This window comes from Rhizobium sp. 268 (assembly GCF_036571585.1).
In the GTDB taxonomy this organism is placed as follows: domain Bacteria; phylum Pseudomonadota; class Alphaproteobacteria; order Rhizobiales; family Rhizobiaceae; genus Rhizobium; species Rhizobium redzepovicii.
Map to the genome: position 1 here is coordinate 248,482 of NZ_JAPPSO010000006.1, position 26,691 is coordinate 275,172.

A 26,691-nucleotide genomic window follows, 5' to 3' on the forward strand; every position below is an offset into this window, starting at 1 on the left:
AGGAGAGTCGGCTCCGTGCCGAGGATAACGAAGGATGGGAAACCAGATGAAAATTGTGATGGCTATTATCAAGCCGTTCAAGCTCGATGAGGTCCGCGAAGCTCTTACGGCGATCGGCATTCAGGGGCTGACCGTGACCGAGGTGAAGGGCTACGGGCGCCAGAAGGGGCACACCGAAATCTATCGCGGCACCGAATATGCAGTCAGCTTCCTGCCGAAGCTCAAGATCGAAATCGCCGTTGCATCCGAACTCGTCGACAGGGCGGTCGAAGCCATCGCGGCGTCGGCCAAGACCGGTCAGATCGGCGACGGCAAGATTTTCGTCTATTCGATCGACCATGCCGTGCGCATCCGTACGGGCGAAACCGATTCAGAAGCGCTGTAAGCGGCAGATCAAGGAGCTTTTTTCAATGTCGATTTCGAAGTTTTCTTCCCCCTTTGCGCTGATCTGCGCAACGTCGGCCGCGCTTCTGGCGCCGGTTGTCGCTTTCGCGCAGGAAGCTGCGCCCGCCGCTGCCACCACCGCTGCTGCCGCTCCTGCCTTCACCATGGACAAGGGTGACAATGCCTGGATGCTCATCTCCTCGGCACTCGTCCTGCTGATGACCATCCCCGGCCTTGCGCTGTTCTACGGCGGTCTCGTGCGCGCCAAGAACATGCTCTCCGTACTGATGCAGGTGTTCATGATCACCGCCGTCGTGGCGCTGCTCTGGGTCACCTATGGCTATTCGCTCGCCTTCACCGACGGCGGCTCGCTGAACAGCTTCGTCGGCGGCTTCTCCAAGGCGTTCCTCGCCGGCGTCAACACCTCGTCACTCGCCGAAACCTTCTCGAAGGGCGTCGCCATTCCGGAATACACCTTCATCGTCTTCCAGATGACCTTCGCCTGCATCACGCCCGGCCTGATCGTCGGCGCATTCGCCGAGCGCATCAAGTTCTCGGCCGTGATGCTCTTCGTCGTGCTCTGGGTCACCTTCATCTACTTCCCGATGGCGCACATGGTCTGGTTCTGGGGCGGTCCGAGCTCCTACACCTCGCCGGCCGGCCTGATCTTCTCCTACGGCGCAATCGACTTTGCCGGCGGCACGGTCGTCCACATCAATGCCGGTATCGCCGGCCTTGTCGGCGCCATCATGCTCGGCAAGCGCACCGGCTATAAGAAGGAAATCATGGCTCCGCATTCGATGACCCTGACCATGGTCGGCGCATCGCTGCTCTGGGTTGGCTGGTTCGGCTTCAATGCCGGCTCCAATCTCGAAGCCAATGGCTACGCCTCGCTTGCCTTTATCAACACCTTCGTCGCGACGGCTGCTGCCGCCGTCTCCTGGTGCATCATCGAAAGCCTGACCCGCGGCAAGGCTTCAATGCTCGGCGGCGCCTCCGGTGCGGTTGCCGGTCTCGTCGCCATCACCCCGGCTGCCGGTTTTGCCGGCCCGATGGGCTCGATCGTTCTCGGCCTGATCGTCTCACCGGTCTGCTACTTCTTCGTCGACGTCGTGAAGAACAAGTTCAATTACGATGACAGCCTTGACGTCTTCGGCGTGCATTGCGTCGGCGGCATCATCGGCGCACTCGGCACCGGTATCCTCGTCAATCCGGCGCTCGGCGGTGCAGGCATCGTCGATTATTCCACCGCCGATTTTGCTGCCTCCTACGCCGGCACGGCAACCCAGGTCTTGGCCCAGGCCAAGGGCGTTCTGACGACGCTTCTGTGGTCGGGCATCGGTTCGGCGATCCTCTACAAGATCGTCGACGTCGTCATCGGCCTGCGCGTGAGCGTCGAAGCCGAGCGCGAAGGCCTCGACCTTTCGACCCACGGCGAAGCCGCCTACCACGCCTCTTGATCGCAGCGTTTGCGGCGCCCGGCACAAGGGCGCCGCTTCACGGCCCGTCGCGGCCTATCTAGAGCTTTTCCGGTTTAGACCCGGAAAAGCTGTCATAGACCGCATTTGGCCCGAACCTTTCCAGGTTCGGGCTTTTTTTGATTTCCATGCCTGGAATGCCCGTCCAGGCATGCATGGTTAACATCGCTTTAACCCGGCTCTGATTAGGTGGAGCGGACGCATTTTGGCATGGCGAAGCTTCGGTGATTCGCATGCCCTCAGGCATTGGACGGGTTAGACACATGGCAAGAAGCACGTCGCCGGCGATGGATGGCCGTCCGGATCGGTTCTCCTTCTCGGCATTCATGCTGCGGCAGATCCAGGCGCTCATCGGCTTTGCGATCTTTCTACTGCTGGCGCTCTGCGTCGCGGCGCTGGCGACATGGAACGTCGCGGATCCGAGCTATTCCTATGCCACGGCCAATCTGCCGACGAATATCCTCGGTTACAGCGGCGCCGCCTTCGCTGATATCGTCATGCAGTTCCTCGGCCTTGCCAGCGTCGTTTCGATGCTGCCGATCGTCGCCTGGGCGCTGACGCTGATCTCGGGCCGCCGCTTCAGCCGCATTCCTGCCCGTGCCGGCGCCTGGCTTGCCGGTACGGTGCTGTCCTGCGCCGTAATCGGCTGCTTTCCGCCGCCGCTCACCTGGCCGATCCCGAACGGCATCGGTGGCGTCGTCGGTGATATGATCCTGCGTTTTCCCGCGCTCTTCGTCGGCGCCTATCCGACCGGCACCTTCGCCATGGTTGTCGGCTGCATCTTTGCGGTGCCGACCGCCTGGATGATGCTGTTTGCCTCGGGCCTCGTCGGCCGCAGCGACGCGGACGACGAAATAGAGGACGATTACGTCGAGACGACTAGCAAGGCGCGGGTCGTCGGCGACGAGGACGAGGAGGACGAGTCGCGCTGGGTCGCTTTCAGCGGCGCGATGACCCATGCCTGGTACATGAGCCAGGGACGGCTGCGCCGCCTCCTCGGCATGGGACCGCGCAAGCGCCGCCAGGGCGATTTCGAATCGCCCTATGATTTCAACGATGATGAGTTTGGCACGCTGAACGAACCGGTTCGCGCCAAGGCGCCGGCTGCGCGCGGCGAGCGGCTGGAACCGTCGATGGAGCCATCGATGGGAGCAAGGGCGGCTTCGCCGCGCCGCATTGTCGCGGCACCGTCGCTTTCCATCGATGACGAGGATGACGACGACGACCTGCCTTTCGACCCCGACATGCCGCCGCGCCCGGCCGATATCCTGCCTGACGACGATGATGACGACTGGATGATCCGCGCGCCGGCGAAAGCCGTCGGCAAGCCGGAGCCGCGCGTCGTTCCCGCCGTTACGCGTCCTAAGCCCGGCGCCCGCGTCGAGCGGGAGGCGCAGGGCTCGTTCATTCGTCCTGAAGGTTTCCAGCTTCCTTCGATGCATCTGCTTGCCGAACCGAAGAATGTCGTGCGCGATTCGACGCTTTCTGCCGATGCGCTGGAGCAGAATGCCCGCATGCTCGAAGGCGTGCTCGAAGATTTCGGCGTCAAGGGCGAGATCATTCATGTCCGCCCCGGTCCGGTCGTCACGCTCTATGAACTGGAGCCGGCGCCCGGCATCAAGTCGTCGCGGGTCATCGGTCTTGCCGACGATATCGCCCGCTCGATGAGCGCCATCGCCGCCCGCGTCGCCGTCGTGCCCGGCCGCAACGCGATCGGCATCGAATTGCCGAACCAGACGCGCGAGACCGTTTATCTGCGCGAACTTATCGCTTCCCGCGATTTCGACGGCAGCAAGGCCAAGCTCGCCATGGCGCTCGGCAAGACGATCGGCGGCGAGGCCGTCATAGCCGACCTCGCCAAGATGCCGCATCTGCTCGTCGCCGGCACCACCGGCTCGGGCAAGTCGGTCGCCATCAACACGATGATCCTGTCGCTGCTCTACCGGATGACGCCGGAACAGTGCCGACTGATCATGATCGACCCGAAAATGCTCGAACTTTCCGTCTATGACGGCATCCCGCATCTGCTTTCGCCCGTCGTCACCGATCCGAAGAAGGCCGTCGTCGCGCTCAAATGGACCGTGCGCGAGATGGAAGAGCGCTACAAGAAGATGTCGAAGATCGGTGTCCGCAACATCGATGGCTTCAACACCCGCGTGGAGCAGGCCTTGTCGAAGGGCGAGGCGATCTCGCGCACGGTGCAGACCGGCTTCGACCGCCACACCGGCGAGGCAATGTACGAGACCGAAGAATTCGACCTCAGGCCGATGCCCTACATCGTCGTCATCATCGACGAGATGGCCGACCTGATGATGGTCGCCGGCAAGGATATCGAAGGCGCTGTCCAGCGCCTGGCGCAGATGGCGCGTGCCGCCGGCATCCACGTGATCATGGCGACGCAGCGCCCGTCGGTCGACGTCATCACCGGCACGATCAAGGCGAACTTCCCGACCCGCATCTCCTTCCAGGTCACCTCGAAGATCGACAGCCGCACCATTCTCGGCGAACAGGGCGCCGAGCAGCTGCTCGGCATGGGCGACATGCTCTACATGGCGGGCGGCGGACGCATTCAGCGTGTGCACGGCCCGTTCGTCTCCGATGTCGAGGTGGAAGAGATCGTCTCCTACCTGAAGACCCAGGGCTCGCCGCAATATCTAGACGCGATCACCGCCGATGACGACGAGGATGGCGATTACGGCGGCGGTGGCGGCGGCCCTGCCGGTACGTCGAACCTTTCGGATTCGGAAGATCCTTACGATCAGGCCGTCGCCATCGTGCTGCGGGATGGCAAGGCCTCGACCTCCTACGTCCAGCGCCGGCTGGGCATCGGCTACAACCGGGCCGCCTCTCTCATCGAGCGGATGGAGAAGGAAGGCATCATCGGTCCAGCCAACCATGCGGGCAAACGCGAAATTCTCGTTCCCACAGAAGGCGACATCCTCGACCGCTGAAATAATCGGCATATATTTCCGATGGGGGCCGCTTTTGCGGAAACCCGACGGCAGCCAAGCCGTTACCTCACGCGGGCCCGATCGCAACGCCTTGAAGACGCCGCCTTTCGGCAGCATGCAGATCGCATAAAGGAGATTTAGATGAGTAACTCCGACACCTTCCTCTCCGGCCTGACGGTAACGCGCCGCGATCTTCTCGGCGCCTTTGCCGTCGCTGCGATGGCAAGCGCCATTCCCTTCGGCGCGCATGCGCAGGCGGCGGCTCCCGCCTCCGGCACGGCGCAGGCGATCGCCGACCATTTCTCCGGCGTCACCACGATGCAGGGCGAATTCGTGCAGTTCGGCCCGCGCGGCGAGCAGACCGGCGGCAAGTTCTTCATTCAGCGCCCCGGCAAACTGCGCTTCAATTATGACGACCCGTCGCCGATGCGGGTGATCGCCGACGGCAAGAACGTCGCCATCGGCAATACCAAGCTGAAAACCTGGGATCTCTATCCGCTCTCCAAGACGCCGCTCAGCCTGCTGCTGGCGCAGCATATCGACCTGTCGGCCGGCATGGTGAAGCGCGTGAAGGAAGAGTCTGATCTGACGACGATCGCGCTCGGCAACAATACCGTGTTCGGCAATTCGACGATCACCATGATGTTCGACCCGAAGACCTACGACCTGCGCCAGTGGACGATCACGGACAACCAGGGCAAGGACACGTCGGTGATGATCTTCAATGTCAAAACAGGCATGCAGTTCGACGATCGCGTGTTCCGCGTGCCTTACGAGAGCATTCCGGGCACGGCAGCCTCACGAGACTGAGGGTTTTCGGTTGATCGCCCGAGCCTTTTGCACGCGGCCGGTTCCCTCCTGTGCGCCTTTGTTCTAAAGCCCTTTCATGAAAGCACGCCGTCTCAACGCCCGGCGTGCGAGAAAGGGCGTGGGCATGGGCTTTTCGATCACCACCTGGAACATCAACTCGGTGCGGCTGCGCATGCCGATCGTCGAGCAACTGGTTCTCAAACATCGGCCGGATATTCTCTGCCTGCAGGAAACCAAGGTGACGAACGAGCTCTTTCCGGCGGCACCGCTGCGGGCGATGGGCTACGACCACATCATCATCCACGGCCAGAAAGGCTATCACGGCGTGGCGATCGCTTCCCGCATTCCGCTGACGGAGGATCACCGGCAGGATTATTGCGGAGTCGGCGATGCCCGCCACATCTCGGCGATCTTCGAGCACGGCAACCGCCGTATCCGGCTGCACAATTTCTACGTCCCGGCTGGCGGCGACGAGCCGGATCGCACGATCAATCCGAAATTCGGTCACAAGCTCGATTTCATCGAAGAGATGAAGCTCCTGAAAGCCAACGGCGAAGCCAACACCTCGGCCATTCTGGTCGGCGACCTCAACATCGCGCCGCTGGAGCACGATGTCTGGTCGCACAAGCAGCTGCTGAAGATCGTCAGCCATACGCCCGTCGAAACCGACGGGCTGCTCGAGGTGATGAAGCGCGGCAACTGGCTCGACCTCATGCGCCATCATGTGCCGGAAAGCGAGAAGCTCTATACCTGGTGGAGCTACCGCGCCAAGGACTGGGAGGCGGCCGACCGCGGCCGCCGTCTCGACCATATCTGGTCGTCATCGGATCTCGGACCGCATCTCAAGCGCATCGAGATCCTGAAAGAGGCGCGCGGCTGGGACCGGCCCTCGGACCATGTGCCGGTCACGGCGCATTTCGATTTCTAGTATTTTGCGGATGCGCAGAACCGCTCCAACGGCGGTCAGCTGAAGCGGTAGAACTGGCTTGCGGCCTTTGCCGCAAGTTCGGCGAGATTGTCGCGGATGCGGTTCTCGATCAGCCGGGCTGCGTCCGGATATTCTTCGATCAGCCGGTGGAAAAGGGCGCGGGTGATGCGAATGATGCTGGTGTCCTCGCGCGCGACCGCGGTGAATTTGCGCTCCACCAGCGTGACCAGCGCCAGCTCGGAAACCAGCGTTCCCGGGCCGACGACCCCCTCCGTCCTCTGTATGCCGTCACTGCTCGTCGCGCTCAGCTCCAGGCTGCCGCTGAGGACGACATAGGCGCTCTCGGCGGGCGAGCCCTGGCGAAACAGCATCTGGCCGGCGGCGATCATGCGCCGGTCGGCGCCGAAGGCAATCAGCCGCAGGTGATCCTCGTTCATGTCCTTGAACAGAGGAAGCTGCGCGAGCATGCGGATGTCGTCGGTCAGCGCCATGCGGGCTTTTCGCCTTAGAGCAATCCCGGCAAAACTGCGTCGCGGTCTTGCATCCGGAATTGCGTGAAAACAGAGAGATAGAGCATTTTCGAATTCTGAGAAAACGGAAATGCTCTAGGGTATGATCTTATAGCCGCCGTTTTCCGTAACCAGGATTTCGGCATTGGAGGGATCGCGTTCGATCTTCTGGCGCAGACGGTAGACATGGGTTTCCAGCGTATGCGTCGTCACGCCTGAGTTATAGCCCCAGACCTCTTCGAGGAGCACGTCGCGAGTGACGACCTTCTGTTCGGCGCGGTAAAGGTAGCGGATGATCGCCGCTTCCTTTTCCGTCAGGCGGATCTTCTGGCCGTTGTCGGTGGTCAGCAGCTTCTGGCTCGGCTTGAAGAGGTAAGGGCCGACGGTGAAGGTGGCGTCCTCGCTCTGCTCGTGCTGGCGCAGCTGCACGCGAATGCGCGCGAGCAGCACGGCGAAGCGGAAAGGCTTGGTGACATAGTCGTTGGCGCCGGCTTCGAGGCCGAGGATCGTATCCGAATCGGTATCGTGGCCGGTCAGCATAATGATCGGCGCCTTGAAGCCGCCCTTGCGCAGCAGCTTCACCGCCTCACGGCCGTCCATATCGGGCAGGCCGACATCCATGATCAACAGATCGACCGGTGTCGAGCGGGCGGTTGCGACACCCTTGCCGGCGTTGGCTTCCTGCAGAACCGAAAATTCCTCATACAGCGACAATTGCTCCGTCAGCGTCTGACGAAGGTCATCGTCGTCATCCACCAGAAGAATGGTGCGTGCGGTCATGCCCTTGCTTTCCTCATGTTAAGTCCCCTAGTCCTACGCCAAATTCCTCATTTGGCAAGGATCGCGCGGCGGGCCGTTGCAGCGCAGGTTTTGATATGATTTCAATCGGAGCCCCAGACAATGCAAGACATGCGAGAAAAATGGAAAAAACAAGGCGGGAGCCGGGGGTGAAGCCGTCGACGATCGTGGTGCGGCCGGCGCCCGGGCGCAAGAGCCGGGCGATCGTCCGGCTCGGTGCGATCACCGTCCCCGCCGCGATCGGCCGCTCCGGCCGCACCGTGATCAAGCGCGAGGGCGACGGCGCCACACCGATCGCCTCGATGCGGCTGATATCAGGCTTCCGGCGCGGTGAGCGGAACGGCCGGCTTGCCACTCCGCTTCCCATCCGCCGGATCCGCGCTGACATGCTCTGGTGCGATCAGCCCGGCAACGCCAGCTACAACCGCCTCGTCCGGGCGCCGTTCGGCGCAAGCCATGAGGAGATGCGGCGTAGCGACGGGCTCTACGATGTCTGCCTGGTCATGGATTGGAACATCTCCTCGCGGGCGCGCAATCGCGGCTCGGCGATCTTCTTCCATCTCATTCGACCGGGCTACGAGCCGACGGCCGGTTGCGTGGCGGTGAGCCTGGCCGACATGCGCCGGCTTCTGCCGCATCTTCGGAAGGGCACGATTGTTCGGGTCCTCTGATTGTCTTCCGGATCCGGCCGCCTATATGTTTCCGGTGACCGAGCGCTAAGGCTGAAATGCGCTCCGGGACGCCCCAAAGTGTGGGCGCAATTCATGCCTCGTCCCATTCTTTCAAACTCCCGGAGATATAGTGTGACCGCTCAACCCATCATCACTTTCCATGACGGACATTCCATTCCCCAGGTCGGGCTCGGCGTCTGGCAGACGCCGCAGGAAATTGCCGCTCCGACGGTGCGCGCGGCGATTGCCGCCGGCTATCGCCATACCGATACGGCGTCCGGCTACGACAATGAAGAGGGTGTCGGCGAAGGCATCCGCTCCTCCGGTCTGGACCGCAAGGACATCTTCGTCACCACCAAGCTCAGAAACACCGATCAGGGATACGACAATACGCTCAGCGCCTTCGACGGCAGCCTGAAGAAGCTCGGTTCCGATTATGTCGACCTCTATCTCGTTCACTGGCCGTCGCCGCATCGCGGCCTCTATACCGAGACCTGGAAGGCTTTCGTGCGCATCCGCGAAGAGGGCCGCGCCCGCTCGATCGGCGTGTCGAATTTCTGCCCCGAACATCTGGAGCGCATCATCGGCGAGACCGGTGTCGTTCCCGTCATCAACCAGATCGAGCTGCATCCCGATTTTCAGCAGAAAGCGGCGCAGGAGGCGCACAGGAAACTTGGTATCGTTACCGAATCCTGGAGCCCGCTCGGCCAGGGCAAATTCGTCTCGAACCCTGTTATCGGTGAGATCGCTGGGAAATATCGGAAGACGCCGGCCCAGGTCATCATCCGCTGGCACCTGGATACCGGCCTCGTCGTCATCCCGAAGTCGGTGACGCCGTCGCGCATCGAGGAAAATTTCCAGGTGTTCGACTTCAAGCTCGATGCCGACGATATGGCGGCGATCGCCAGGCTCGACAGCGCCGGCGCCCGCATGGGACCGGATCCGATGACGGCAACTTTCTGATCGCCGTTGCGATCAGGCTAAAGCGCGTCGCGTCAAACTTGATTCATGCGACGCGCTTTAGCTCTTTGTTTTCACGCATGTCGTTGCCGCAAAACCGCGGCACACTTTTGCGCGACATGCCTTAAAGCAATCGCAGCGGCGGTCTTCCGGGTAAATTACCCGGGGCGACCGCCGCATGACGGTGAATGCAGCCTCGATCAGTAATTACAGTTCGACGATCCGTTCGTCGGGGCAAAGCCGAAGTCGCAGCTATTGCGCATGCGCTGCGGCCGTCCGATCGAGCCGGTATATTCGTCCGAAGCGTTGAAAGCCCGCGCGGGATACCAATAGCCGTTCGAGCTCTTGCTATAGCCGGGCCGGGCGCTGCCATCGCCGCGATAGCCGTTGAGCGATGGGATCTTGTTTTGCGCGACCTGCTGCAGCAGGCCGGACGCGGTCATGGCCGGCATCCCCGGATGGATCGTCCCGGCGCCGGCGGCGTCGACCGAAGTCAGAGATGCAAAGACGATCAGGCTGGCTTGCAGTAAACTCCGTACGATTTTCTGCCTCATGGCCATTCCCTCGATGGCGCGTGTTTGCCGAAGCCGGAACGGTATCTGTCGCGTATCGCGCCCCATATCGATGAGGCCACAGGCGCTCCTGGATGTCGATTGCCCGAACGGATGAAATTGGGAAGACGGCCGATGCGCAATCGGGCTTACCCGAATTACAGCGTGATAGGGAAGCACAGCCGCCATGAAAAACAAAACCGCCCGATGCGATGAGAGCGCATCGGGCGGTTTTCATTCTCTGCCGTGGGACGACGGATCAGTTCCACTCGCGGATGTCGACGAAATGACCGGCGATCGCTGCGGCCGCGGCCATTGCCGGCGAGACGAGGTGCGTGCGACCCTTGAAGCCCTGACGGCCCTCGAAGTTGCGGTTCGAGGTGGACGCGCAGCGCTCGCCCGGCTTCAGGCGGTCGTCGTTCATGGCAAGGCACATGGAGCAGCCCGGCTCGCGCCAGTCGAAACCGGCGGCCTTGAAGATCTTGTCGAGGCCTTCGGCTTCCGCCTGTTCCTTGACGAGGCCGGAGCCCGGGACGATCATCGCATCGACGGTTGAAGCAACCGTCTTGCCTTCGACCACCTTGGCGACTTCGCGCAGGTCCTCGATGCGGCCGTTGGTGCAGGAGCCGATGAAGACGCGGTCGAGCGTAATGTCGGTCATCTTGGTGCCGGGCTTCAGGCCCATATAGTCGAGGGCGCGCCATTTGGAGGTGCGCTTGGTCTCGTCCTGGATATCGTCGGGGTTGGGGACGATGCCCTGGACGGAGATGACGTCCTCGGGCGAGGAGCCCCAGGAGACGATCGGCGGCAGGCTGGCGGCATCGAGCACGACGACGCGGTCGTAATGCGCGCCCTCGTCGGTCTGCAGCGTCTTCCAGTAGGCGATCGCCTGCTCCAGCGCCTCGCCCTTCGGCGCGCGCGGCTTGCCCTTTATGTATTCGAAGGTCTTTTCGTCAGGGGCGATCAGGCCGGCGCGGGCGCCGCCTTCGATGGTCATGTTGCAGATGGTCATGCGGCCTTCCATCGATAGCGAGCGGATCGCTTCGCCGGCAAATTCGATGACATGGCCGGTGCCGCCGGCAGTGCCGATTTCGCCGATGATGGCGAGGATGATGTCCTTGGCGGTGACGTGCGGCGGCAGCAGGCCGTCGACCCGCACCAGCATGTTCTTCGCCTTCTTCTGGATCAGCGTCTGGGTCGCCAGCACATGCTCGACCTCAGAGGTGCCGATGCCGTGCGCCAGCGCGCCGAAGGCGCCGTGCGTCGAGGTGTGGCTGTCGCCGCAGACGATGGTCATGCCAGGAAGGGTGAAGCCCTGTTCAGGACCGACGATGTGAACGATGCCCTGGCGCTTGTCGCTTGCGGAATAATATTCGACGCCGAATTCGGCGGCGTTGGTCGCCAGCGCTTCCACCTGAATGCGGCTTTCCTCGTTCTTGATGCCGAGATGGCGATCAGGCGAGGTCGGAACGTTATGGTCGACGACGGCGAGCGTCTTTTCCGGGGCGCGAACTTTGCGGCCGGTCATCCGCAGGCCTTCGAACGCCTGCGGCGAGGTGACTTCATGGACCAGGTGCCGGTCGATGTAGAGAAGACAGGTGCCGTCTGCCTGTTCGTCGACCAGATGATCGTCCCAGATCTTGTCGTAGAGGGTACGCGGTGCGCTCATGGCGTTAAGTCCGTTTTTGGATGCTTTTGGGAAATCGAGTAAAAAGCGGATCAAGCTCCGCCGGCCGTCATTCGATCAACGAAGTCGGCTGTTGAGCGCACCGGATACGCATGCAAAGAACCGCGCCGGCAGGCGATAATGGTCCTGCAGCACGAAAATATGCGCGCCTGTGCATCTGAACTTGGATTCCATCGCCTGCATATAACGATTTTTCGCGGCGGCTTCAATTTGAATCATCAACAGCCCGTCTGGGGCCTCCTCATTGTGACGGCTTTAGCGTGATTTCATCCATTTCTCCGTCCGCCGCAGCGCCAGCGACAGGCCGATCGTCAGGATCAGGTAGATGTAGGTGACGATCGAGTAGGTCTCGAAGAAGCGAAAGGAGCCGGCGGCATAGACCTTGCCCATCTGGGTGATGTCGGCGACGCCGAGCACGGAGACGAGCGATGAATCCTTTACCATCGAAACGAAATCGTTGGAAAGCGGCGGGAAGATCACCCGGATCGCCTGCGGGAAGACGACGGAGCGGAAGCGCCGGTAGCGGGAAAGGCCGAGCGCCTTGGCAGCCTCGATCTGGCCGAGATCGACCGACTGGAAGCCGGCCCGGAAGATTTCGGCGATGAAGGAGGAGTAACCGATCGTCAGCGCGATGATCGCCCGCCACATCAGCGAGAGATCGCGCACCAGGATGGGTTCGGCCATGCCTGCGTTTACCAGCGGCGAAATCAGAAAATTATAACCGGCAACCAGGGCCGGGGCGCCGACGAAGGCGACGTAGAACAGGAGCACGAGGATCGGGATGCCGCGGATAATCTCGATGTAGAAACGCGCGATCTGCCGCGCGATCTGGCTGTCGGCCATGCCGAGCAGGCAGATGCCGAGGCCGAGCACGGTGGCGAGCACGAAGGCGACCAGCGTGACGAAGACGGTGATGCCGACACCGTTGACGACGGTGCGGAAAACCTGGGCGTAGATATCGTTGGTGACGATGACGGCGGCAAGGATGACGCCGATCGCGACGAGCGCGACCAGCCACCAGGGATAGTCGTCCTTGACGTGTCTGTCGGGAGAGGGTCGTAAAGCCATCAGCAATGGCTCGGCGTCATTCGCCCATCTTGTAGTCGAGGAACCACTTCTTGTTCAGCGCATCCAGCGTGCCGTCGGCCTTGAGGGCTGAAATGGCAGCGTTGACGGGCGCGACGAGATCGGAGCTCTTCGGGAAGATGAAGCCGAAATCCTCGGTGCCGAGCGGCTCGCCGATCAGCTTCAGCGCGCCATTCGAGGCGTCGACATAACCCTTGCCGGCGGTGCCGTCGGTCAGGACGACGTCGACGTCGCCTGCCTTCAAAGCCTGGACGGTGGCGCCGAAGGTTTCGAAGAGCTTGATGCGCGGGTTCTGCTCGTTGCCGTCGAGCACTTCATAGACAGCGGTATAGAAGGGCGTGGTGCCGGGCTGGGCGCCGACCAGACCATCCTTGAACGCGCCGAAGGACTTGGCGTCGGTGAAACGCTTCTCGTCGCCGCGCACCAGCATGAACTGCTGTGAGCGCATGTAAGGGTCGGAGAAATCCACCTTCTGCTTGCGGTCTTCCTTGATGGTGATGCCGGTCATGCCGATGTTGTACTGGCCGTCGGAAACCGCCTGGATCATCGCATCCCAGCTGGTGTTTTGATATTCGACCTTGAAGTTCAGCCGTTTGGCGATCTCGTTCATCGCATCATATTCCCAGCCGATCGCCTTGCCGGATTTCGGGTCGACGAACTGCAGCGGCGGATAGGCATTCTCGGTGACGACGACGACGCTCTTGCCGCCGAGATCGGGCAGCTCGGCTGCCGATGCGGCCAGGGGTGCGAGAGCAAGGGCAGCGAAGCTCGCAAGGACAGTACGACGGAACAACATTGAACGGCTCTCCGGGAGTGGACGGCGAAAATTGTCACGGAAAACGTACCGAAGGCAAGGCCACCGGCTGCGTGCCCAAGCAAAAAATAGAAAAGGCGACCCGAAGGCCGCCTTTTCAAGCGAAGAATTTTGCGTGACGCAGATCTTATTCTGCAGCCGGTTCCGCTGCTGCGGCTGCTGCTTCCGCGGCGGCCTTTTCGGCCGCTGCCTTGGCTTCGGCAGCTTCGGCTGCTGCCTTCTCGGCGGCGAGCGCCTGAGCGGCTGCAACCTTTTCAGCTTCGATGCGTGCCTTTTCCTCGGCAATGGCGGCGCGCTCGGCGTCGTTGAGCTTGCGGGCGCGGACGCCGGTGTCTTCAACGATACGGGCAGACTTGCCGCGACGATCACGGAGGTAATAGAGCTTGGCGCGACGGACCTTACCGCGGCGCACGACGTCGACGCTTTCGATCATCGGCGAGTAGACCGGGAATACGCGCTCGACGCCTTCGCCGTAGGAGATCTTGCGGACCGTGAAGTTTTCCTGCAGGCCGCCGCCGGAGCGGGCGATGCAGACGCCTTCATAGGCCTGAACGCGGGTACGGTTGCCTTCCGTGACCTTCACGTTGACGCGGACAGTGTCGCCCGGGGAAAATTCGGGAAGCGTGCGCTTGGCTTCGATCTTGGCGGCCTGTTCGGCCTCAAGCTGCTGAATGATGTTCATCGTCTTAACCTTTGGTTCTTCTGAAACAGCCAGAGCGCTCGACACTGATCCTTTGGAACTGGCCTCAGGACTTTGCCCTTCAGGGCGGGAGCGGGTTCGCCATTCTTTGTTTGCTGGCAGACGGGGATAACCCCATTTCCGCGTGCGCCAATACACGAAAGGCCGGGGCTTGTCATCCCTCGCACGACATTTTTGTGAAGGGGAGGCTGGAATCAGCCGTTTTTCTTAGGTTCAGCCTTTTCCAAGAGATCTGGCCGCCGCTCCCGCGTCAGCCGCACCGCCTCCTGGTGCCGCCATTTCTCGATGGCACCGTGATTGCCAGACGTCAGGATCGCGGGAATGTCCCGGCCTTCCCACGCCTGCGGCCTGGTATAATGGGGATGTTCCAGCAAGCCGCCTTCGAAGCTTTCGTGCAGACCGGAAAGATCGTTGCCCATGACACCGGGCAGGATGCGGATGATCGCGTCGAGCACGATCAGCGCCGCCGGCTCGCCGCCCGACAGCACGTAGTCGCCGATCGAAACCTCTTCCAGGCCGCGCGCCTCGATCACTCGCTGATCGACGCCCTCGAAGCGGCCGCAGACGATGATGACGCCGTCGCCAGCCGCAAGCTCGCGTACGCGCTTCTGTGTCAGCGGCTGGCCGCGCGGGCTCATCAGCAGGCGCGGGCGGGTGTCGTTTTCCGCGGTGCTGTCGATCGCGCGGGCGAGAACGTCGGGTTTCAGCACCATGCCGGCGCCGCCGCCGGCCGGGGTGTCGTCGACGGTGCGGTGCTTGTCGGTGGCGAAATCGCGGATCTGCACCGCATCCAGCGACCATTGCCCGCGCTCCATCGCCTTGCCGGCGAGCGAGAAGCCCAGATGCCCCGGAAACATTTCCGGATAGAGTGTCAGCACGCTCACTCGGAAAGCCATCACTTCTTCTTTTTCGGCTTGTCCGCGGTGAATTTCGAAAGCTCTTGGGGGTCGTCGACCAAGCCTGCCGCCAGCGGGTCGATCAGCAATGTGCCGGCCTCGAGGTCGATCTCCAGCACCGAGGCTTCGGAGAAGGGGATCAGCACCGGGCGCTTGCCCGGACCTTTGAGCTCCAGCAAATCGCCGGCGCCGAAATCGAAGACGCCGGTGACGGTGCCATAGCTGGCACCCTTGTCGTCGCGTGCTTCGAGACCTTCGAGATCAGCATAGTAGAACTCGTCATCTTCAAGCTCCTCGTCCGGCAGGTTGTCGCGCTCGATATAGAGCTCGAGGCCGTTCAGCGCCTCGGCGGCATTGCGGTCGTTGACGCCGCGGAAACGGACGACGACGACATTCTTCGTCTCGCGGATTTCGAGGACTTCGAAGCTGCGGCCGTCCATGCTGTGCAGGTGGCCGTAGTCGCCAAGGGCGCTCGGATCGGCCGTGTAGGCCTTGGCGCGTACCTCTCCCCGGAGGCCTTGCGCGCCGCCGATCGTCGCCATCAGAACGGGGTTTTCAAGCTTTGTCATGGGTTCCTTCATGTGAAGCCGAAAGACAGGTTTCTCATAAACGAAGTGCGGGTAATTGGAAACGAAAACGGGCGGCATGTCGCCATGCCGCCCGTTAGACAAGGGATTGTCCCGATTATTCTGCGGCGTCGGCAGCAGCAGCGGCGGCGTCAGCCACCTTCTGAGCCTTTTCGGCGGCGCGTTCCTGGGCGCGCTTGCCCGGCTTTGCCTTGACCGGGTTGTTCTTGGCTTCGCGCTTGGCAACGCCGGCCTCATTGAGGAAGCGCAGAACGCGGTCGGTCGGCTGGGCGCCGTTTTCGATCCAGTGCTTGATGCGCTCGGCGTTCAGCTGAACGCGCTTCTCGTCGTCCTTGGCGAGCATCGGGTTCCAGGAACCGAGGTTTTCCAGGAAGCGGCCGTCACGCGGGCTGCGCGCGTCGGCGAGAACGACGTGGTAATACGGGCGCTTCTTGGAGCCACCGCGGGCGAGACGAATTTTCAGTGCCATGTTCTTTACTCCTTAGGCTTTTCTTGATCGCCTGATCAGGCGGGTTATCGGGCTGCGGCGCTTTGTTCAGCGTGATCCGCAGCGATCTGCTCATGATGCCGGATGACTTCCTTGATGACGAAGTTCAGGAACTTCTCGGCGAAATCCGGGTCCAGATTGGCGGCTTTCGCCAGCTGGCGAAGGCGTTCGATCTGGTATTCCTCGCGCGCCGGATCGGCCGGCGGCAGATTGTATTTGGCCTTCAGCACGCCGACCTCTTTGGTGCAGCGGAAGCGTTCGGCCAGCATATGCACGAGAGCGGCATCGATATTGTCGATCGACTGACGATAGCTCGCGAGCTGGGCTTTGACGTCTGGATCAATCATGGGGCAAGCGATCCTTTCACTTCTTCTTCGGCAATCCGGGCAATCCCGGGAAACCACCGCCAAGGCCCGGCAGCTTGGCGCCGCCGAGGCCAGGCAAACCACCCGGCAGACCGCCGAGACCGGGCATACCCCCACCCGGCTTTCCAAGTCCCGCTGCTTCGGCCTGCTTCTGCAGGGCCTCGAGCTGCCGAGGATCGATATTCGAGAGATCGGGCATGCCACCGCCCATACCGCCCAGGCCGCCGCCAAGCCCCATCTTGCCGGCAAGGCCGCCCATCATCTGCTTCATCATGCCGCCTTTGCCCTTGCCGCCCATCATCTTCATCATGTCGGCCATCTGGCGGTGCATCTTCAGAAGCTTGTTGATGGCGGCGGCATCGGTGCCGGAGCCGGCGGCGATGCGCTTCTTGCGCGAATGCTTGAGCAGATCGGGATTGGCGCGCTCGGCCTTGGTCATCGACTGGATGATGGCGATCTGGCGACCGAAAAGTCTGTCGTCGAGGCCGGCTGCGGCCATCTTGTCCTTCATACCGGCCATGCCGGGCATCATCCCCATGATGCCGCCCATGCCGCCCATCTTCTGCATCTGGCGCAGCTGGTCGGCGAGATCGTCGAGGTCGAACTTGCCCTTGGCCATCTTGGCGGCCATGGCGGCCGCCTTCTCGGCGTCGATGTTCTCCGCCGCGCGCTCCACGAGCGAGACGATGTCGCCCATGCCGAGGATGCGGTCGGCGATACGGCGGGGATGGAACTCCTCGAGCTCGCTCATCTTCTCGCCGACGCCGATCAGCTTGATCGGCTTGCCGGTGACGGCGCGCATGGAAAGGGCGGCACCGCCGCGGCCATCGCCGTCCATGCGGGTCAGCACCAGACCGGTGATGCCGACGCGTTCGTCGAAACTGCGGGCGAGGTTGACGGCGTCCTGACCGGTGAGTGAGTCGGCGACCAGCAGGATTTCATGCGGGTTCGAGCGCTTCTTGATGTCGGCCATCTCGACCATCAAGGGCTCGTCGATATGGGTGCGGCCGGCGGTATCGAGGATGACGACGTCGTGGCCGCCGAGCCTTGCCGCCTGCACGGCGCGGGCGGCGATATCCGTCGGCGACTGGCCTGATATGATGGGCAGCGTGTCGATATTGGCCTGCGCGCCAAGCTGGCGAAGCTGCTCCTGGGCTGCCGGACGGCGCGTGTCGAGCGACGCCATCAGCACCTTCTTCTTCTCGCGTGTCGACAGGCGATGGGCAATTTTCGCCGACGTCGTCGTCTTGCCGGAACCCTGCAGGCCGACCATCATGACGACGACGGGGGCGGGCGCATGCAGGTCGATGCCGACCCCTTCGCCGCCCAGCATCTCGATCAGCTCGTCATGCACGATCTTGACGACCATCTGGCCGGGTTTGATCGACTTCAGAATCTCGGCGCCGACGGCCTTTTCACGCACGCGGTCGGTGAAGGAACGCACGACATCGAGCGCGACGTCGGCCTCGAGCAGCGCACGGCGAACCTCTCGCAGCGCTGCGGAAACATCGGCTTCCGAAAGCGCGCCACGGCCTGTCAGTCCATTCAGAATGGATCCAAGACGGTCCTGGAGGTTTTCAAACATCGGCTCTTCCTTGATACGTTTCGGGCGGGTTCGATCTGCCCGGAAACGTCGTGCTTTTCCTTGACGAAAACAAGACGCAAAGCCAAAAAGCACCCGAGGGCGCATCGCGCTGTCGGGTGTTGACCTCCGGGATCTCAGGTCCCGGTCGGCGGCTCGGAGTCATGCGGCTCGTCGCGGATTGGGCGCGATAAACAGGAAAGCGGCGGGAAAGTCAAGCGAATGCGGACCGAAGACCGCATAACGGGCGTTCCCAGAGCCTGCGTGGTCCGGGCACGACCGGTTTAATTTCCCGCGGACAGTCCAAACGCCATAGAGGCCAGTTGCAAAATATTCTGCTTATGATTCTACTTTCTACTTAAGTGCATCCTGTAAAAATGATTCGTGAATATCCTTGATGCCGGATGATCCGGCGGAGATACGAATGATCAATCCTGATATTGAAAGCTGGGCACTGGCACGGGCCCATCATATTGTTCTGAACGAAGGCCTTAGTCTTGCCAAAGCGGCACAGGATCTGGATCGCAAACGGTCCCGCTCGCTGGTCTACGAGCTGAGAAAGGTCATTACCGCCGCCATCGTCGAAGCGCATGCGGCGTCTTTTGCTTCCGACGGTGTTGAGCCGTAAAACCGGACGGCCTCGAAAGGGCGACCGGCGGCAATAGCTGCGCCCACTCGCCCACTGGTAATTCCTTCGCATTTCCGCCATATACAGCGGAAACACGGACGGAAGATATCATGAGCGCAACGGTCGAATTCGCGAGGATGAACGGGCTTGGCAACAAGATCCTGGTCGTTGACATGCGCGGCCGGCCGGACAAGGTGACGCCTGCGGCGGCGGTCGCGCTCAATGCCGATCCGCAGACTGAGTTCGATCAGATCATGGCGATCCATGATCCGAAGGCCGAAGGCACCGATGCCTTCATCGATATCCTGAATTCCGATGGCTCGAAGGCGCAGGCCTGCGGCAACGGCACGCGCTGCGTCGTGCAGGCGCTTGCCGCCGAGACCGGCAGGAAGGTCTTTACCTTCCAGACGGTCGCCGGCATCCTCAACGCCGTCGAGCACGAGGACGGGACGATTTCGGTCGATATGGGCCGGCCGGTGTTCGATTGGGACAGGATCCCGCTGGCGGAAGAATTCCACGACACCAGCCGCATCGAACTGCAGATCGGCCCGATCGACAAGCCGGTGCTGCATTCGCCGTCGGCGATGTCGATGGGCAATCCGCATGCGATCTTCTGGGTGGACAGGGACGTGATGTCCTATGATCTCGCCCGCTTCGGACCGCTGCTGGAAAACCATCCGATGTTTCCCGAGCGCGCCAATATCACGCTGGCGCAAGTGACGTCGCCGACATCAGTGACGACGCGCACCTGGGAGCGCGGCGCTGGACTGACGCTCGCCTGCGGCTCGGCTGCCTGTTCTGCTGCTGTCAGTGCTGCGCGCACCGGCCGTACCGGCCGCAAGGTGACGATCAATGTGGCCAGCGCCAAGCCGCCGGCCACGCTTTCCATCGAATGGCGCGAGCGCGACGATCATGTGATCATGACCGGCCCGGCCGAATGGGAATGGTCGGGCAGGCTCGATCCTGCGACCGGTCTCTGGTCGCGCGAGGCTGACCGAGAGGCGGAGGCGCAGTGAGCGGCATCGAGGTCATTACCTTCGGCTGCCGCCTCAACACATATGAATCCGAAGTGATGAAGGCGCAGGCTGAAAAGGCCGGGCTCAACAATGCCGTCCTGGTCAATACCTGTGCCGTAACCGGCGAAGCGGTGCGCCAGGCCCGCCAGGCGATCCGCCGGGCACGGCGTGACAATCCGCATGCCCGCATCATCGTCACCGGCTGTGCCGCGCAGACGGAAAAGCAGACCTTCGCCGCGATGGCGGAGGTCGATGCCGTGCTCGGCAACGAGGAGAAGCTGACGAGCGCCTCCTATCGCGGCCTGCCGGACTTCGGCGTTTCGGCCGAAGAGAAACTTCGCGTCAACGACATCATGAGTGTCAAGGCGACGGCGCCGCAGATGGTCAGGCACATTGATGGCCATGTGCGCGCCTTCATCCAGGTGCAGAACGGCTGCGACCATCGCTGCACCTTCTGCATCATTCCCTATGGCCGCGGCAATTCCCGCTCCGTGCCGATGGGAGCTGTCGTCGACCAGGCCCGCAATCTCGTCGATGGCGGTTACCGCGAGATCGTGCTGACCGGCGTCGATGCCACCAGCTATGGCGGCGATCTGCCGGGCGCCCCGACGCTCGGGCTTTTGGCGAAGACCCTTCTGAAGCAGATCCCCGATATCCGCCGCCTGCGGCTTTCCTCGATCGACAGCATCGAGGCCGATGCCCACCTGATGGATCTCATCGCCGACGAGCCACGCTTCATGCCGCATCTGCATCTCTCGCTGCAGCATGGCGACGACATGATCCTGAAGCGTATGAAGCGCCGGCATTTGCGCGCCGATGCGCTGCGTTTCATCGAGGATGCGCGTCGCCTTCGCCCGGAGATGAGCTTCGGCGCCGATATGATCGCCGGCTTTCCCACGGAAACCGAAGAGATGTTCGAGAATGCCGTGCGGCTGGCCGAAGAGGCTGCTATCGCCCATCTGCATGTCTTCCCCTACAGTCCGCGTCCCGGCACGCCGGCAGCGCGCATGCCGCAGCTCGACCGGTCGCTGGTCAAGGATCGCGCCGCAAGGCTGCGCGCCACTGGACATAGGCTGCATCAATCCCATCTCGATGGGATGATCGGAACCCGGCAATGGCTGCTTGTTGAAAACAACGGCCTGGCGCATACGGAGAATTTCACGCTGGTCTCCGCGCCCGGCCTTCGTCCCGGCGAACTTGTGCCGGTCACGATCACCGGCCACAATGGCAAGCATCTCGACATGCAATTGACGGCCGCAGCCGCGGCCTGACTTTCACGGAATCCCCATGGCGCTCAGTTTCATCAAAAAGGTCTTCACCTTCGGCAAGCCGGCTGAAGAACCTGTGCCTGCGGCCGTGGAAAAGGAGTTGGAGCCGCGTTCGCGCGACGAAGATCTGCCGGTTGCTGACGATCCAGTGCTGGCCGAGGAAATGGATACTGCCGGCGGGCCCGCTTCAGATATTGACGAGGGCGGGGTCGAGGCGCCGGTTGCTGAAGATGATGTCGAATCCGCAATCCTGCCCGCCGCCGACCAATTGCGCGACATGGGTGTCGTGCCGCTTTCATTGCTGGAAGCCGAGGCAGCAGCGGAGGCGGAGACTGAAATCCAGGCGGTTACCGAAACCGTTGCGGAAATACCCCCTTCTGTCCCTCTGGGACATCTCCCCCACCAGGCGGGAGATCATGTGGAGACCGGAGCGCTAGAACAGCCGGCTGACCTCGAAGAGATCGTCGAAAGGCTTCCGGAAGAGATTCCAACTGAACCGGAAGAGATTCCGACTGAGGATGATGCAGGACTGGATTCGCCCTCCCAGCCAATCTCCCCACCTCTGGGGGAGATGCCCGGCAGGGCAGAGGGGGGTAGCCCCCCGGCAGAACCGGAGATTGGCTCTCCCATCCTCCCCAAAGGCTTCGCCACCGGCCCGAAGGTCGTCGAGCCGGAGCCGGTTATCTTGCAGCCGAAGCTCAGCTGGTTCCAGCGTCTGCGCAACGGTCTTGCGCGCACCTCTTCGCAGCTGACCAGCCAGATCACCGCGCTCTTCACCAAGCGCAAGCTCGATGACGAGACGCTGCAGGATCTCGAAGATCTGCTGATCCAGGCCGATCTCGGCGTCGAGACCGCGCTGCGCGTCACCGATACGCTGGCGTCCGAGCGCTATGGCAAGGATGTCACCGGCGAGGATGTCAGCCGGATCATGGCGTCCGAAATCGCCAAGGTCCTGAAGCCGGTCGCCAAGCCGCTGCAGCTCGACCTCTCGCACAAGCCGCATGTCATCCTCGTCGTCGGCGTCAACGGCACGGGCAAGACGACGACGATCGGCAAGCTTGCGGCGAAGCTTTCCGGCGCCGGGCTGAAGGTGATGCTGGCCGCCGGCGATACTTTCCGTGCGGCTGCGATCGAGCAGCTGAAAATCTGGGCCGACCGGACGAAATCCGAATTCATCGGCACCAAGCTCGGCGCCGATGCCGCCGGCCTTGCCTATGATGCCTTCGAACAGGCGAAGGCGAAAAAATGCGATGTGCTGATCGTCGATACCGCCGGCCGCCTGCAGAACAAGGCCGAGCTGATGGCCGAACTCGAGAAGATCGTGCGCGTGCTCGGCAAACTCGATCCCGATGCGCCGCACACCGTGCTGCAGACGCTCGATGCCACGACCGGGCAGAACGCGCTCAGCCAGGTCGAGATCTTCCGCAACGTCGCCGGTGTCAACGGGTTGATCATGACCAAGCTCGACGGCACGGCGCGCGGCGGTATTCTTGTTGCCATCTCCGCCAAGCACAAGCTGCCGGTCTATTTCATCGGCGTCGGCGAGGGCGTCGAGGATCTGGAACCGTTCGAGGCGGAGGACTTTGCCCATGCCATTGCCGGACTTGGGCAATGATGCCACAGATATGCCGCCGAAAGCCTGCAAGGCACGGCCGGAAACAGGTTTCCAGGAAAACAGGTTTGAAGAACGCATGAGCACCGAAAGCGATATCACACCGACCGCAGCCGACCGGCATCACCCGCTGCTGAAACTGGCGCTGGAACTTGGGCCGCTGATGATCTTCTTCTTCGCCAATCTGCGTGGCCAGTGGCTGGTGGAGACGTTTCCTGCTCTTTCCGAATTGGGCGGACCGCTGTTCGTCGCGACCGGCCTCTTCATGGCGGCGACGATCATCTCGCTGATCGTGTCGAAGATCGTGCTCGGCCATCTGCCGATCATGCCCTTTGTATCCGGCATCGTCGTGCTCATCTTCGGCTCGCTGTCGATCTGGCTGCAGAACGAAACCTTCATCAAGATGAAGCCGACCATCGTCAATGCACTCTTCGGGGTGACGCTTCTCGGCGGACTGGCCTTCGGCAGGTCGCTGCTCGGCTATGTCTTCAATGCGGCCTTTCAGCTCGATGCCGAGGGCTGGCGCAAGCTCACCATCCGCTGGGGCATCTTCTTTCTCTTCCTCGCTGTGCTGAACGAAGTCGTCTGGCGCAATTTTTCCGACGGTACCTGGGTCGCCTTCAAGGTCTGGGGCACGATGCCCATCACCATCATCTTCACGCTGGCGCAGATGCCGCTGGTATTGAAGCACAGCATCAATCTGGAAACGGACGGCGAGAAGTGAGCGCTGCAGAGGCCGAATACCGGGTAAGACACCAAACCTTTTGGTTCGCCGCCTGCCTTGCGGTTCTGATCATTCAGATTGCCGCCGAATATCTGATGGGCCGCGTGCCGATCTGCTCCTGCGGTTATGTCAAGCTGTGGGAGGGCGGGGTCAATACCAGCGGCAATTCGCAGCATCTGTCGGATTGGTACACGCCGTCGCATATCATCCACGGCTTCCTGTTCTACGGGCTCGGCCATCTCGTCCTGCGCCGCAAGCCGCTGGCGGCAAAGCTGTTGCTGGCGCTCGTCATCGAATCCGGCTGGGAACTGCTCGAAAATTCGCCGCTGATCATCGACCGCTATCGCACGGCGACGATCGCACTCGACTATTACGGCGACAGCATCCTGAATTCGGCAATGGACACCGTCTTCATGTGCATCGGCTTCTTCTTCGCATCGCGGGCGCCGGTGGCGCTGACGGTGGCGATCGCGATCTTCTTCGAAGTTTTCACCGGCTATGTAATCCGCGATAATCTGACGTTGAACGTGGTGATGCTGATCTGGCCGGTGGAGGCGATCAAGGTCTGGCAGGGCGGGTTATAAACCGCGTTTGATTATGACCGCTCCCCACAAGGGGGAGGGGCTTGAGTGCCGCGCCCGACGTTTTCCACTTCACCGTTTCATCCGCAGAGGTTACTGCTTGGCACCATACAGTGCGCTAAGTTAGTCCCCCCCTTGTGGGGAGGGGTTGGGGAGGGGTTTTCTTGGGAGAAGCTCTTACGAACCCGGCTTCCCCAACGCTTTTTCCATCGCCGGAAACAGCCCTTCCTTCAGGCTGATATCGTCGAAGGGGCCGACGCGTTTGTAGAGGATCGTGCCGTCCGGGGCGACCAGATAGCTTTCCGGGATGCCGTAGACGCCCCAGTCGATCGCCGCCTTGCCGTTCGGGTCGATGCCGATCGCCTGATAGGGATTGCCGAGTTCGCCGAGGAAACGCAGGGCGTTGTCGTTCTGGTCCTTGTAGTTGATGGCGACGATGTTCAGCCGGCCGTCTTTCGCCAGTTCTTTCAACACGGGATGTTCGTCGCGGCAGGGGACGCACCAGGAGGCGAAGACGTTGACGAGGGTCAGCTTGCCCTTGATGGCCGTATCGGTCAGCGCCGGCAGATTGGCGCCCTCGAGCGGCGGCAGGTCCAGTGCCGGTGCCTTGGTGCCGATCAGGGCGGAGGGGATTTCGGCGATGTTCTTGCCGTGGAAATCCTGGTCGTAGAGCATCTTTGCGGCCGTTGCCGCAATGCCGCCGAAAACGATCAGCGGCAGAAGCGCCAGCGCATAACGGCCAAGGCCGTGCGGCTTGGTGATTCCGGTTTCGGGCGTCTCGCTCATTCGCTGTCCCTTTTGTGGGCCGAGCGGCGGCGGATGCCGGCGGCTTCAAGCGCTGCGAGTTCCCGGCGGCGCGCCCGACCGTCGGCCCAGGTCCAGAGCGTGACGGCGGCCGTCATGAATGCTGCAAAGCCGTAGGAGGCGTAGACGTAGAAGGCATGCGTCACCAGCTACTCCTCCCGGCTCGCCATGCGGGCGGCAAGACGGCGCTGGGCGGCGATGCGGCGGCGCCAGATCTCGTTGCGCATCGCCATGATATGCAGCGTGAAGAAGAGCAGGGTGAAGGCAATCGCCATGACGAAGAGCGGCCGCAGGAATTCCGGATCGATCGCCGGGCCGTCGAGGCGCATCACGCTTGCCGACTGATGCAGCGTGTTCCACCACTCGACCGAGAATTTGATGATCGGGATGTTGATGAAACCGACGAGGATGAGGACGGCGGAAACGCGCGCGGCCCTCGACGGATCGTCGATGGCGCGGCCGAGCGCAATCAGGCCGAGATACATCAGGAAGAGAACGAAAACGGAGGTCAGCCGCGCATCCCAGACCCACCAGGTACCCCACATCGGCTTGCCCCAGAGCGAGCCGGTGACGAGGGCGAGCAGGGTGAAGGCGGCGCCGAGCGGGGCTGCGGCCCTGGCGGATACGTCGGCGAGCGGATGGCGCCAGACCAGCGTGCCGATCGCCGAGACGCTCATGATCGTGTAGCACATCATCGACAGCCAGGCCGCGGGTACGTGGACATACATGATGCGCACGGTCTCGCCCTGCTGGTAATCGCCCTCTGTGGAGAAGCTGAGATAGAGGCCGATCAGAAAACAGAGGGCGGTGATTCCGGCCAGCCACGGAATGACGCGTGCTGCCAGCGCCAGAAACCGCGTCGGGTTGGCGAGATCGCTGAATTTGCTGATGGCAAGGCTCGTTTGGCTCATGTCCGCTTCCTTACCTTGATCCGGCTTTTCCCGCAATCGAATGGCTGGTCAATCCGCCGTGTTTCGCAGCGCCAGCGCGGCGGCAGCCGGGCCGATGACGGCAAAGAACAGCGTCAGCGCGATGAGGATGAGGAAAGGCGGCAGGAACGGGGCGGGATCCTCGACCGCGGCATAGGCGGCGCTGACGCCGAAGATCAGCACCGGGATGGTCAGCGGCAACACAAGGATCGAGACCAGCAGGCCGCCGCGCGGCAGCGCCACGGCGACGGCGGCGCCGACGGCGCCGATGAAGGTGATGGCGGGCGAGCCGACAAGAAGCGTCAGCGCGGTCGCGCCGATCGCCGCCTCGTCCATGTTCATGAACAGGCCGAGCAGCGGCGAGGCGATGACCAGCGGCAGGCTGGTCGCCGTCCAGTGGGCGAAGCATTTGACGAGTACGGTGAGAACGAGCGGCGTATCCTGCATCAGCATCAGGTCGAGCGAGCCGTCGTCGCGCTCGGCCTGGAACAGCCGGTCGAGGCCGAGAAGTGCGGCCAGCAGCGCGCCGATCCAGACGATGGCGGGGCCGATGCGCGACAGCAGCTTGAGATCGGGACCGACGCCGAAGGGGATGACGGCGACGACCGTCAGAAAGAACAGCACCCCGACCAGCGCGCCGCCGCCGGCGCGGATCGAGAGTTTGAGATCGCGGAGGAAGAGGGCGGTCATGCGGGGCGGCTCTGTGCGGTTGATGGGGCGGCACCCCCCTCTGCCCTGCCGGGCATGATGCACCGGCTTCGCGAAACCTTAATCGTGCGCCGAGCGGCCGCGGCTATCTGCGGCGTTTCATTGGGGCAAGAGGGTGCCCCTGGCCGATCTCCCCCCTTGTGGGGGAGATGCCCGGCAGGGCAGAGGGGGGTAGCG

30 protein-coding genes are annotated in these 26,691 nt (G+C 62.3%); 13 read left to right on the forward strand and 17 right to left on the reverse strand.

All coding sequences use genetic code 11. The features are described 5' to 3' along the window. Positions 1–34: 34 nt before the first annotated feature. From OS035_RS14130 to OS035_RS14150, 5 genes are all read left to right on the forward strand, one after another. Positions 35–385 carry a P-II family nitrogen regulator gene (locus tag OS035_RS14130; RefSeq protein WP_003543684.1) on the forward strand — a complete coding sequence of 117 codons (351 nt, stop codon included), beginning with the start codon at positions 35–37 and terminating at the stop codon, positions 383–385. A gap of 25 nt (positions 386–410) precedes the next feature. Next, positions 411–1,844, forward strand: coding sequence for an ammonium transporter (locus tag OS035_RS14135; protein WP_097624975.1), 1,434 nt, complete (start codon positions 411–413; stop codon positions 1,842–1,844). A gap of 281 nt (positions 1,845–2,125) precedes the next feature. After that, positions 2,126–4,813 carry an FtsK/SpoIIIE family DNA translocase gene (locus tag OS035_RS14140; RefSeq protein WP_331813812.1) on the forward strand — a complete coding sequence of 896 codons (2,688 nt, stop codon included), beginning with the start codon at positions 2,126–2,128 and terminating at the stop codon, positions 4,811–4,813. Between the two features lie 141 nt (positions 4,814–4,954). Then, a complete protein-coding gene (locus OS035_RS14145) occupies positions 4,955–5,623 on the forward strand; it encodes an outer membrane lipoprotein carrier protein LolA (protein ID WP_003589714.1) in 669 nt (222 codons plus the stop codon). 124 nt (positions 5,624–5,747) lie between these two features. Further along, complete coding sequence (locus tag OS035_RS14150) at positions 5,748–6,551, forward strand: exodeoxyribonuclease III (protein WP_131710940.1); 804 nt, start codon at positions 5,748–5,750, stop codon at positions 6,549–6,551. A gap of 35 nt (positions 6,552–6,586) precedes the next feature. Here the strand turns inward: OS035_RS14150 and OS035_RS14155 are convergent, their stop codons facing one another. Further along, a complete protein-coding gene (locus OS035_RS14155; RefSeq protein WP_183778437.1) occupies positions 6,587–7,042 on the reverse strand; it encodes a cyclic nucleotide-binding domain-containing protein in 456 nt (151 codons plus the stop codon). A gap of 114 nt (positions 7,043–7,156) precedes the next feature. Further along, positions 7,157–7,840 carry a response regulator transcription factor gene (locus OS035_RS14160; protein WP_003582964.1) on the reverse strand — a complete coding sequence of 228 codons (684 nt, stop codon included), beginning with the start codon at positions 7,838–7,840 and terminating at the stop codon, positions 7,157–7,159. A 167-nt stretch (positions 7,841–8,007) separates the two neighbouring features. Here OS035_RS14160 and OS035_RS14165 point away from each other — a divergent pair, with 167 nt between their 5' ends. Both OS035_RS14165 and OS035_RS14170 read left to right on the forward strand, forming a co-directional pair. Beyond that, the gene (locus OS035_RS14165; protein WP_331813838.1) at positions 8,008–8,529 is read left to right on the forward strand and encodes a L,D-transpeptidase family protein; all 522 of its coding nucleotides are present in this window, start codon (positions 8,008–8,010) and stop codon (positions 8,527–8,529) included. Positions 8,530–8,661: 132 nt separating this feature from the next. Beyond that, the gene (locus tag OS035_RS14170; RefSeq protein WP_331813813.1) at positions 8,662–9,492 is read left to right on the forward strand and encodes an aldo/keto reductase; all 831 of its coding nucleotides are present in this window, start codon (positions 8,662–8,664) and stop codon (positions 9,490–9,492) included. 197 nt (positions 9,493–9,689) lie between these two features. Here the strand turns inward: OS035_RS14170 and OS035_RS14175 are convergent, their stop codons facing one another. The 11 genes from OS035_RS14175 to ffh all read right to left on the reverse strand — a co-directional run bounded on the left by OS035_RS14175 (position 9,690) and on the right by ffh (position 18,247). Continuing rightward, complete coding sequence (locus tag OS035_RS14175) at positions 9,690–10,043, reverse strand: cell surface protein (RefSeq protein WP_331813814.1); 354 nt, start codon at positions 10,041–10,043, stop codon at positions 9,690–9,692. A gap of 256 nt (positions 10,044–10,299) precedes the next feature. Then, positions 10,300–11,709: a 3-isopropylmalate dehydratase large subunit gene (gene leuC / locus OS035_RS14180; RefSeq protein ID WP_097624969.1), complete on the reverse strand. Its 1,410-nt coding sequence runs from the start codon at positions 11,707–11,709 to the stop codon at positions 10,300–10,302. A 75-nt stretch (positions 11,710–11,784) separates the two neighbouring features. After that, positions 11,785–11,946, reverse strand: a complete 162-nt coding sequence (locus tag OS035_RS14185) for a hypothetical protein (RefSeq protein WP_003589725.1) — start codon at positions 11,944–11,946, stop codon at positions 11,785–11,787. Between the two features lie 36 nt (positions 11,947–11,982). Then, positions 11,983–12,795, reverse strand: a complete 813-nt coding sequence (locus OS035_RS14190) for an amino acid ABC transporter permease (RefSeq protein WP_097624968.1) — start codon at positions 12,793–12,795, stop codon at positions 11,983–11,985. A gap of 16 nt (positions 12,796–12,811) precedes the next feature. After that, a complete protein-coding gene (locus OS035_RS14195) occupies positions 12,812–13,609 on the reverse strand; it encodes a transporter substrate-binding domain-containing protein (protein ID WP_097624967.1) in 798 nt (265 codons plus the stop codon). A gap of 145 nt (positions 13,610–13,754) precedes the next feature. Next, positions 13,755–14,309 (reverse strand): 50S ribosomal protein L19, encoded by a 555-nt coding sequence (rplS, locus tag OS035_RS14200; RefSeq protein WP_028758031.1) that lies wholly within the window; start codon positions 14,307–14,309, stop codon positions 13,755–13,757. A 212-nt stretch (positions 14,310–14,521) separates the two neighbouring features. Next, entirely contained in the window at positions 14,522–15,223 is a 702-nt protein-coding gene (trmD, locus tag OS035_RS14205; protein ID WP_097624966.1) for a tRNA (guanosine(37)-N1)-methyltransferase TrmD, read from the reverse strand. After that, positions 15,223–15,792 (reverse strand): ribosome maturation factor RimM, encoded by a 570-nt coding sequence (gene rimM, locus OS035_RS14210; protein ID WP_097625143.1) that lies wholly within the window; start codon positions 15,790–15,792, stop codon positions 15,223–15,225. Before rimM ends, trmD begins: the two co-directional genes overlap by 1 nt. A 115-nt stretch (positions 15,793–15,907) precedes the next feature. Beyond that, entirely contained in the window at positions 15,908–16,279 is a 372-nt protein-coding gene (gene rpsP / locus OS035_RS14215) for a 30S ribosomal protein S16 (protein ID WP_097624965.1), read from the reverse strand. A 44-nt stretch (positions 16,280–16,323) separates the two neighbouring features. Then, entirely contained in the window at positions 16,324–16,644 is a 321-nt protein-coding gene (locus OS035_RS14220) for a chorismate mutase (RefSeq protein ID WP_011427149.1), read from the reverse strand. Positions 16,645–16,660: 16 nt separating this feature from the next. Further along, positions 16,661–18,247: a signal recognition particle protein gene (gene ffh / locus OS035_RS14225; RefSeq protein ID WP_097624964.1), complete on the reverse strand. Its 1,587-nt coding sequence runs from the start codon at positions 18,245–18,247 to the stop codon at positions 16,661–16,663. A gap of 421 nt (positions 18,248–18,668) precedes the next feature. Between ffh and OS035_RS14230 the strand changes: the two genes are divergently transcribed. The 6 genes from OS035_RS14230 to OS035_RS14255 all read left to right on the forward strand — a co-directional run bounded on the left by OS035_RS14230 (position 18,669) and on the right by OS035_RS14255 (position 24,076). Then, positions 18,669–18,872, forward strand: a complete 204-nt coding sequence (locus OS035_RS14230) for a hypothetical protein (protein ID WP_097624963.1) — start codon at positions 18,669–18,671, stop codon at positions 18,870–18,872. A gap of 110 nt (positions 18,873–18,982) precedes the next feature. Next, the gene (gene dapF, locus OS035_RS14235) at positions 18,983–19,888 is read left to right on the forward strand and encodes a diaminopimelate epimerase (protein WP_018243977.1); all 906 of its coding nucleotides are present in this window, start codon (positions 18,983–18,985) and stop codon (positions 19,886–19,888) included. Further along, positions 19,885–21,159: a tRNA (N(6)-L-threonylcarbamoyladenosine(37)-C(2))-methylthiotransferase MtaB gene (mtaB, locus tag OS035_RS14240; RefSeq protein WP_331813815.1), complete on the forward strand. Its 1,275-nt coding sequence runs from the start codon at positions 19,885–19,887 to the stop codon at positions 21,157–21,159. The genes dapF and mtaB overlap by 4 nt, the downstream gene beginning before the upstream one ends. 16 nt (positions 21,160–21,175) lie before the next feature. After that, complete coding sequence (ftsY, locus tag OS035_RS14245; RefSeq protein ID WP_331813816.1) at positions 21,176–22,771, forward strand: signal recognition particle-docking protein FtsY; 1,596 nt, start codon at positions 21,176–21,178, stop codon at positions 22,769–22,771. Between the two features lie 76 nt (positions 22,772–22,847). Further along, a complete protein-coding gene (locus OS035_RS14250) occupies positions 22,848–23,492 on the forward strand; it encodes a septation protein A (protein ID WP_026188550.1) in 645 nt (214 codons plus the stop codon). Next, a complete protein-coding gene (locus OS035_RS14255; RefSeq protein ID WP_331813817.1) occupies positions 23,489–24,076 on the forward strand; it encodes a DUF2585 domain-containing protein in 588 nt (195 codons plus the stop codon). The genes OS035_RS14250 and OS035_RS14255 overlap by 4 nt, the downstream gene beginning before the upstream one ends. 174 nt (positions 24,077–24,250) lie before the next feature. Here OS035_RS14255 and OS035_RS14260 read toward each other — a convergent pair whose 3' ends face one another. From OS035_RS14260 to ccmB, 4 genes are read right to left on the reverse strand one after another with little or no spacing between them, the layout of a single operon-like run. Beyond that, complete coding sequence (locus OS035_RS14260; RefSeq protein ID WP_097624957.1) at positions 24,251–24,859, reverse strand: DsbE family thiol:disulfide interchange protein; 609 nt, start codon at positions 24,857–24,859, stop codon at positions 24,251–24,253. Beyond that, the gene (gene ccmD, locus OS035_RS14265) at positions 24,856–25,023 is read right to left on the reverse strand and encodes a heme exporter protein CcmD (RefSeq protein WP_183855534.1); all 168 of its coding nucleotides are present in this window, start codon (positions 25,021–25,023) and stop codon (positions 24,856–24,858) included. The genes OS035_RS14260 and ccmD overlap by 4 nt, the downstream gene beginning before the upstream one ends. Before the next feature lie 3 nt (positions 25,024–25,026). After that, positions 25,027–25,788 (reverse strand): heme ABC transporter permease, encoded by a 762-nt coding sequence (locus OS035_RS14270; protein WP_183855536.1) that lies wholly within the window; start codon positions 25,786–25,788, stop codon positions 25,027–25,029. A gap of 48 nt (positions 25,789–25,836) precedes the next feature. Continuing rightward, complete coding sequence (ccmB, locus tag OS035_RS14275; protein WP_183855538.1) at positions 25,837–26,496, reverse strand: heme exporter protein CcmB; 660 nt, start codon at positions 26,494–26,496, stop codon at positions 25,837–25,839. Positions 26,497–26,691 lie beyond the last annotated feature (195 nt).

Excerpts from the sequence above, each read along its gene's own strand:
- OS035_RS14130 (WP_003543684.1), top strand. The coding sequence starts at position 35 with ATGGGAAACCAGATGAAAATTGTGATGGCTATTATCAAGCCGTTCAAG.
- OS035_RS14135 (WP_097624975.1), top strand. The coding sequence starts at position 411 with ATGTCGATTTCGAAGTTTTCTTCCCCCTTTGCGCTGATCTGCGCAACG.
- OS035_RS14140 (WP_331813812.1), top strand. The coding sequence starts at position 2,126 with ATGGCAAGAAGCACGTCGCCGGCGATGGATGGCCGTCCGGATCGGTTC.
- OS035_RS14145 (WP_003589714.1), top strand. The coding sequence starts at position 4,955 with ATGAGTAACTCCGACACCTTCCTCTCCGGCCTGACGGTAACGCGCCGC.
- OS035_RS14150 (WP_131710940.1), top strand. The coding sequence starts at position 5,748 with ATGGGCTTTTCGATCACCACCTGGAACATCAACTCGGTGCGGCTGCGC.
- OS035_RS14155 (WP_183778437.1), bottom strand. The coding sequence starts at position 7,042 with ATGGCGCTGACCGACGACATCCGCATGCTCGCGCAGCTTCCTCTGTTC.
- OS035_RS14160 (WP_003582964.1), bottom strand. The coding sequence starts at position 7,840 with ATGACCGCACGCACCATTCTTCTGGTGGATGACGACGATGACCTTCGT.
- OS035_RS14175 (WP_331813814.1), bottom strand. The coding sequence starts at position 10,043 with ATGAGGCAGAAAATCGTACGGAGTTTACTGCAAGCCAGCCTGATCGTC.
- leuC (WP_097624969.1), bottom strand. The coding sequence starts at position 11,709 with ATGAGCGCACCGCGTACCCTCTACGACAAGATCTGGGACGATCATCTG.
- OS035_RS14185 (WP_003589725.1), bottom strand. The coding sequence starts at position 11,946 with ATGATTCAAATTGAAGCCGCCGCGAAAAATCGTTATATGCAGGCGATG.
- OS035_RS14190 (WP_097624968.1), bottom strand. The coding sequence starts at position 12,795 with ATGGCTTTACGACCCTCTCCCGACAGACACGTCAAGGACGACTATCCC.
- OS035_RS14195 (WP_097624967.1), bottom strand. The coding sequence starts at position 13,609 with ATGTTGTTCCGTCGTACTGTCCTTGCGAGCTTCGCTGCCCTTGCTCTC.
- rplS (WP_028758031.1), bottom strand. The coding sequence starts at position 14,309 with ATGAACATCATTCAGCAGCTTGAGGCCGAACAGGCCGCCAAGATCGAA.
- trmD (WP_097624966.1), bottom strand. The coding sequence starts at position 15,223 with ATGGCTTTCCGAGTGAGCGTGCTGACACTCTATCCGGAAATGTTTCCG.
- rimM (WP_097625143.1), bottom strand. The coding sequence starts at position 15,792 with ATGACAAAGCTTGAAAACCCCGTTCTGATGGCGACGATCGGCGGCGCG.
- rpsP (WP_097624965.1), bottom strand. The coding sequence starts at position 16,279 with ATGGCACTGAAAATTCGTCTCGCCCGCGGTGGCTCCAAGAAGCGCCCG.
- OS035_RS14220 (WP_011427149.1), bottom strand. The coding sequence starts at position 16,644 with ATGATTGATCCAGACGTCAAAGCCCAGCTCGCGAGCTATCGTCAGTCG.
- ffh (WP_097624964.1), bottom strand. The coding sequence starts at position 18,247 with ATGTTTGAAAACCTCCAGGACCGTCTTGGATCCATTCTGAATGGACTG.
- OS035_RS14230 (WP_097624963.1), top strand. The coding sequence starts at position 18,669 with ATGATCAATCCTGATATTGAAAGCTGGGCACTGGCACGGGCCCATCAT.
- dapF (WP_018243977.1), top strand. The coding sequence starts at position 18,983 with ATGAGCGCAACGGTCGAATTCGCGAGGATGAACGGGCTTGGCAACAAG.
- ftsY (WP_331813816.1), top strand. The coding sequence starts at position 21,176 with ATGGCGCTCAGTTTCATCAAAAAGGTCTTCACCTTCGGCAAGCCGGCT.
- OS035_RS14250 (WP_026188550.1), top strand. The coding sequence starts at position 22,848 with ATGAGCACCGAAAGCGATATCACACCGACCGCAGCCGACCGGCATCAC.
- OS035_RS14260 (WP_097624957.1), bottom strand. The coding sequence starts at position 24,859 with ATGAGCGAGACGCCCGAAACCGGAATCACCAAGCCGCACGGCCTTGGC.
- OS035_RS14270 (WP_183855536.1), bottom strand. The coding sequence starts at position 25,788 with ATGAGCCAAACGAGCCTTGCCATCAGCAAATTCAGCGATCTCGCCAAC.
- ccmB (WP_183855538.1), bottom strand. The coding sequence starts at position 26,496 with ATGACCGCCCTCTTCCTCCGCGATCTCAAACTCTCGATCCGCGCCGGC.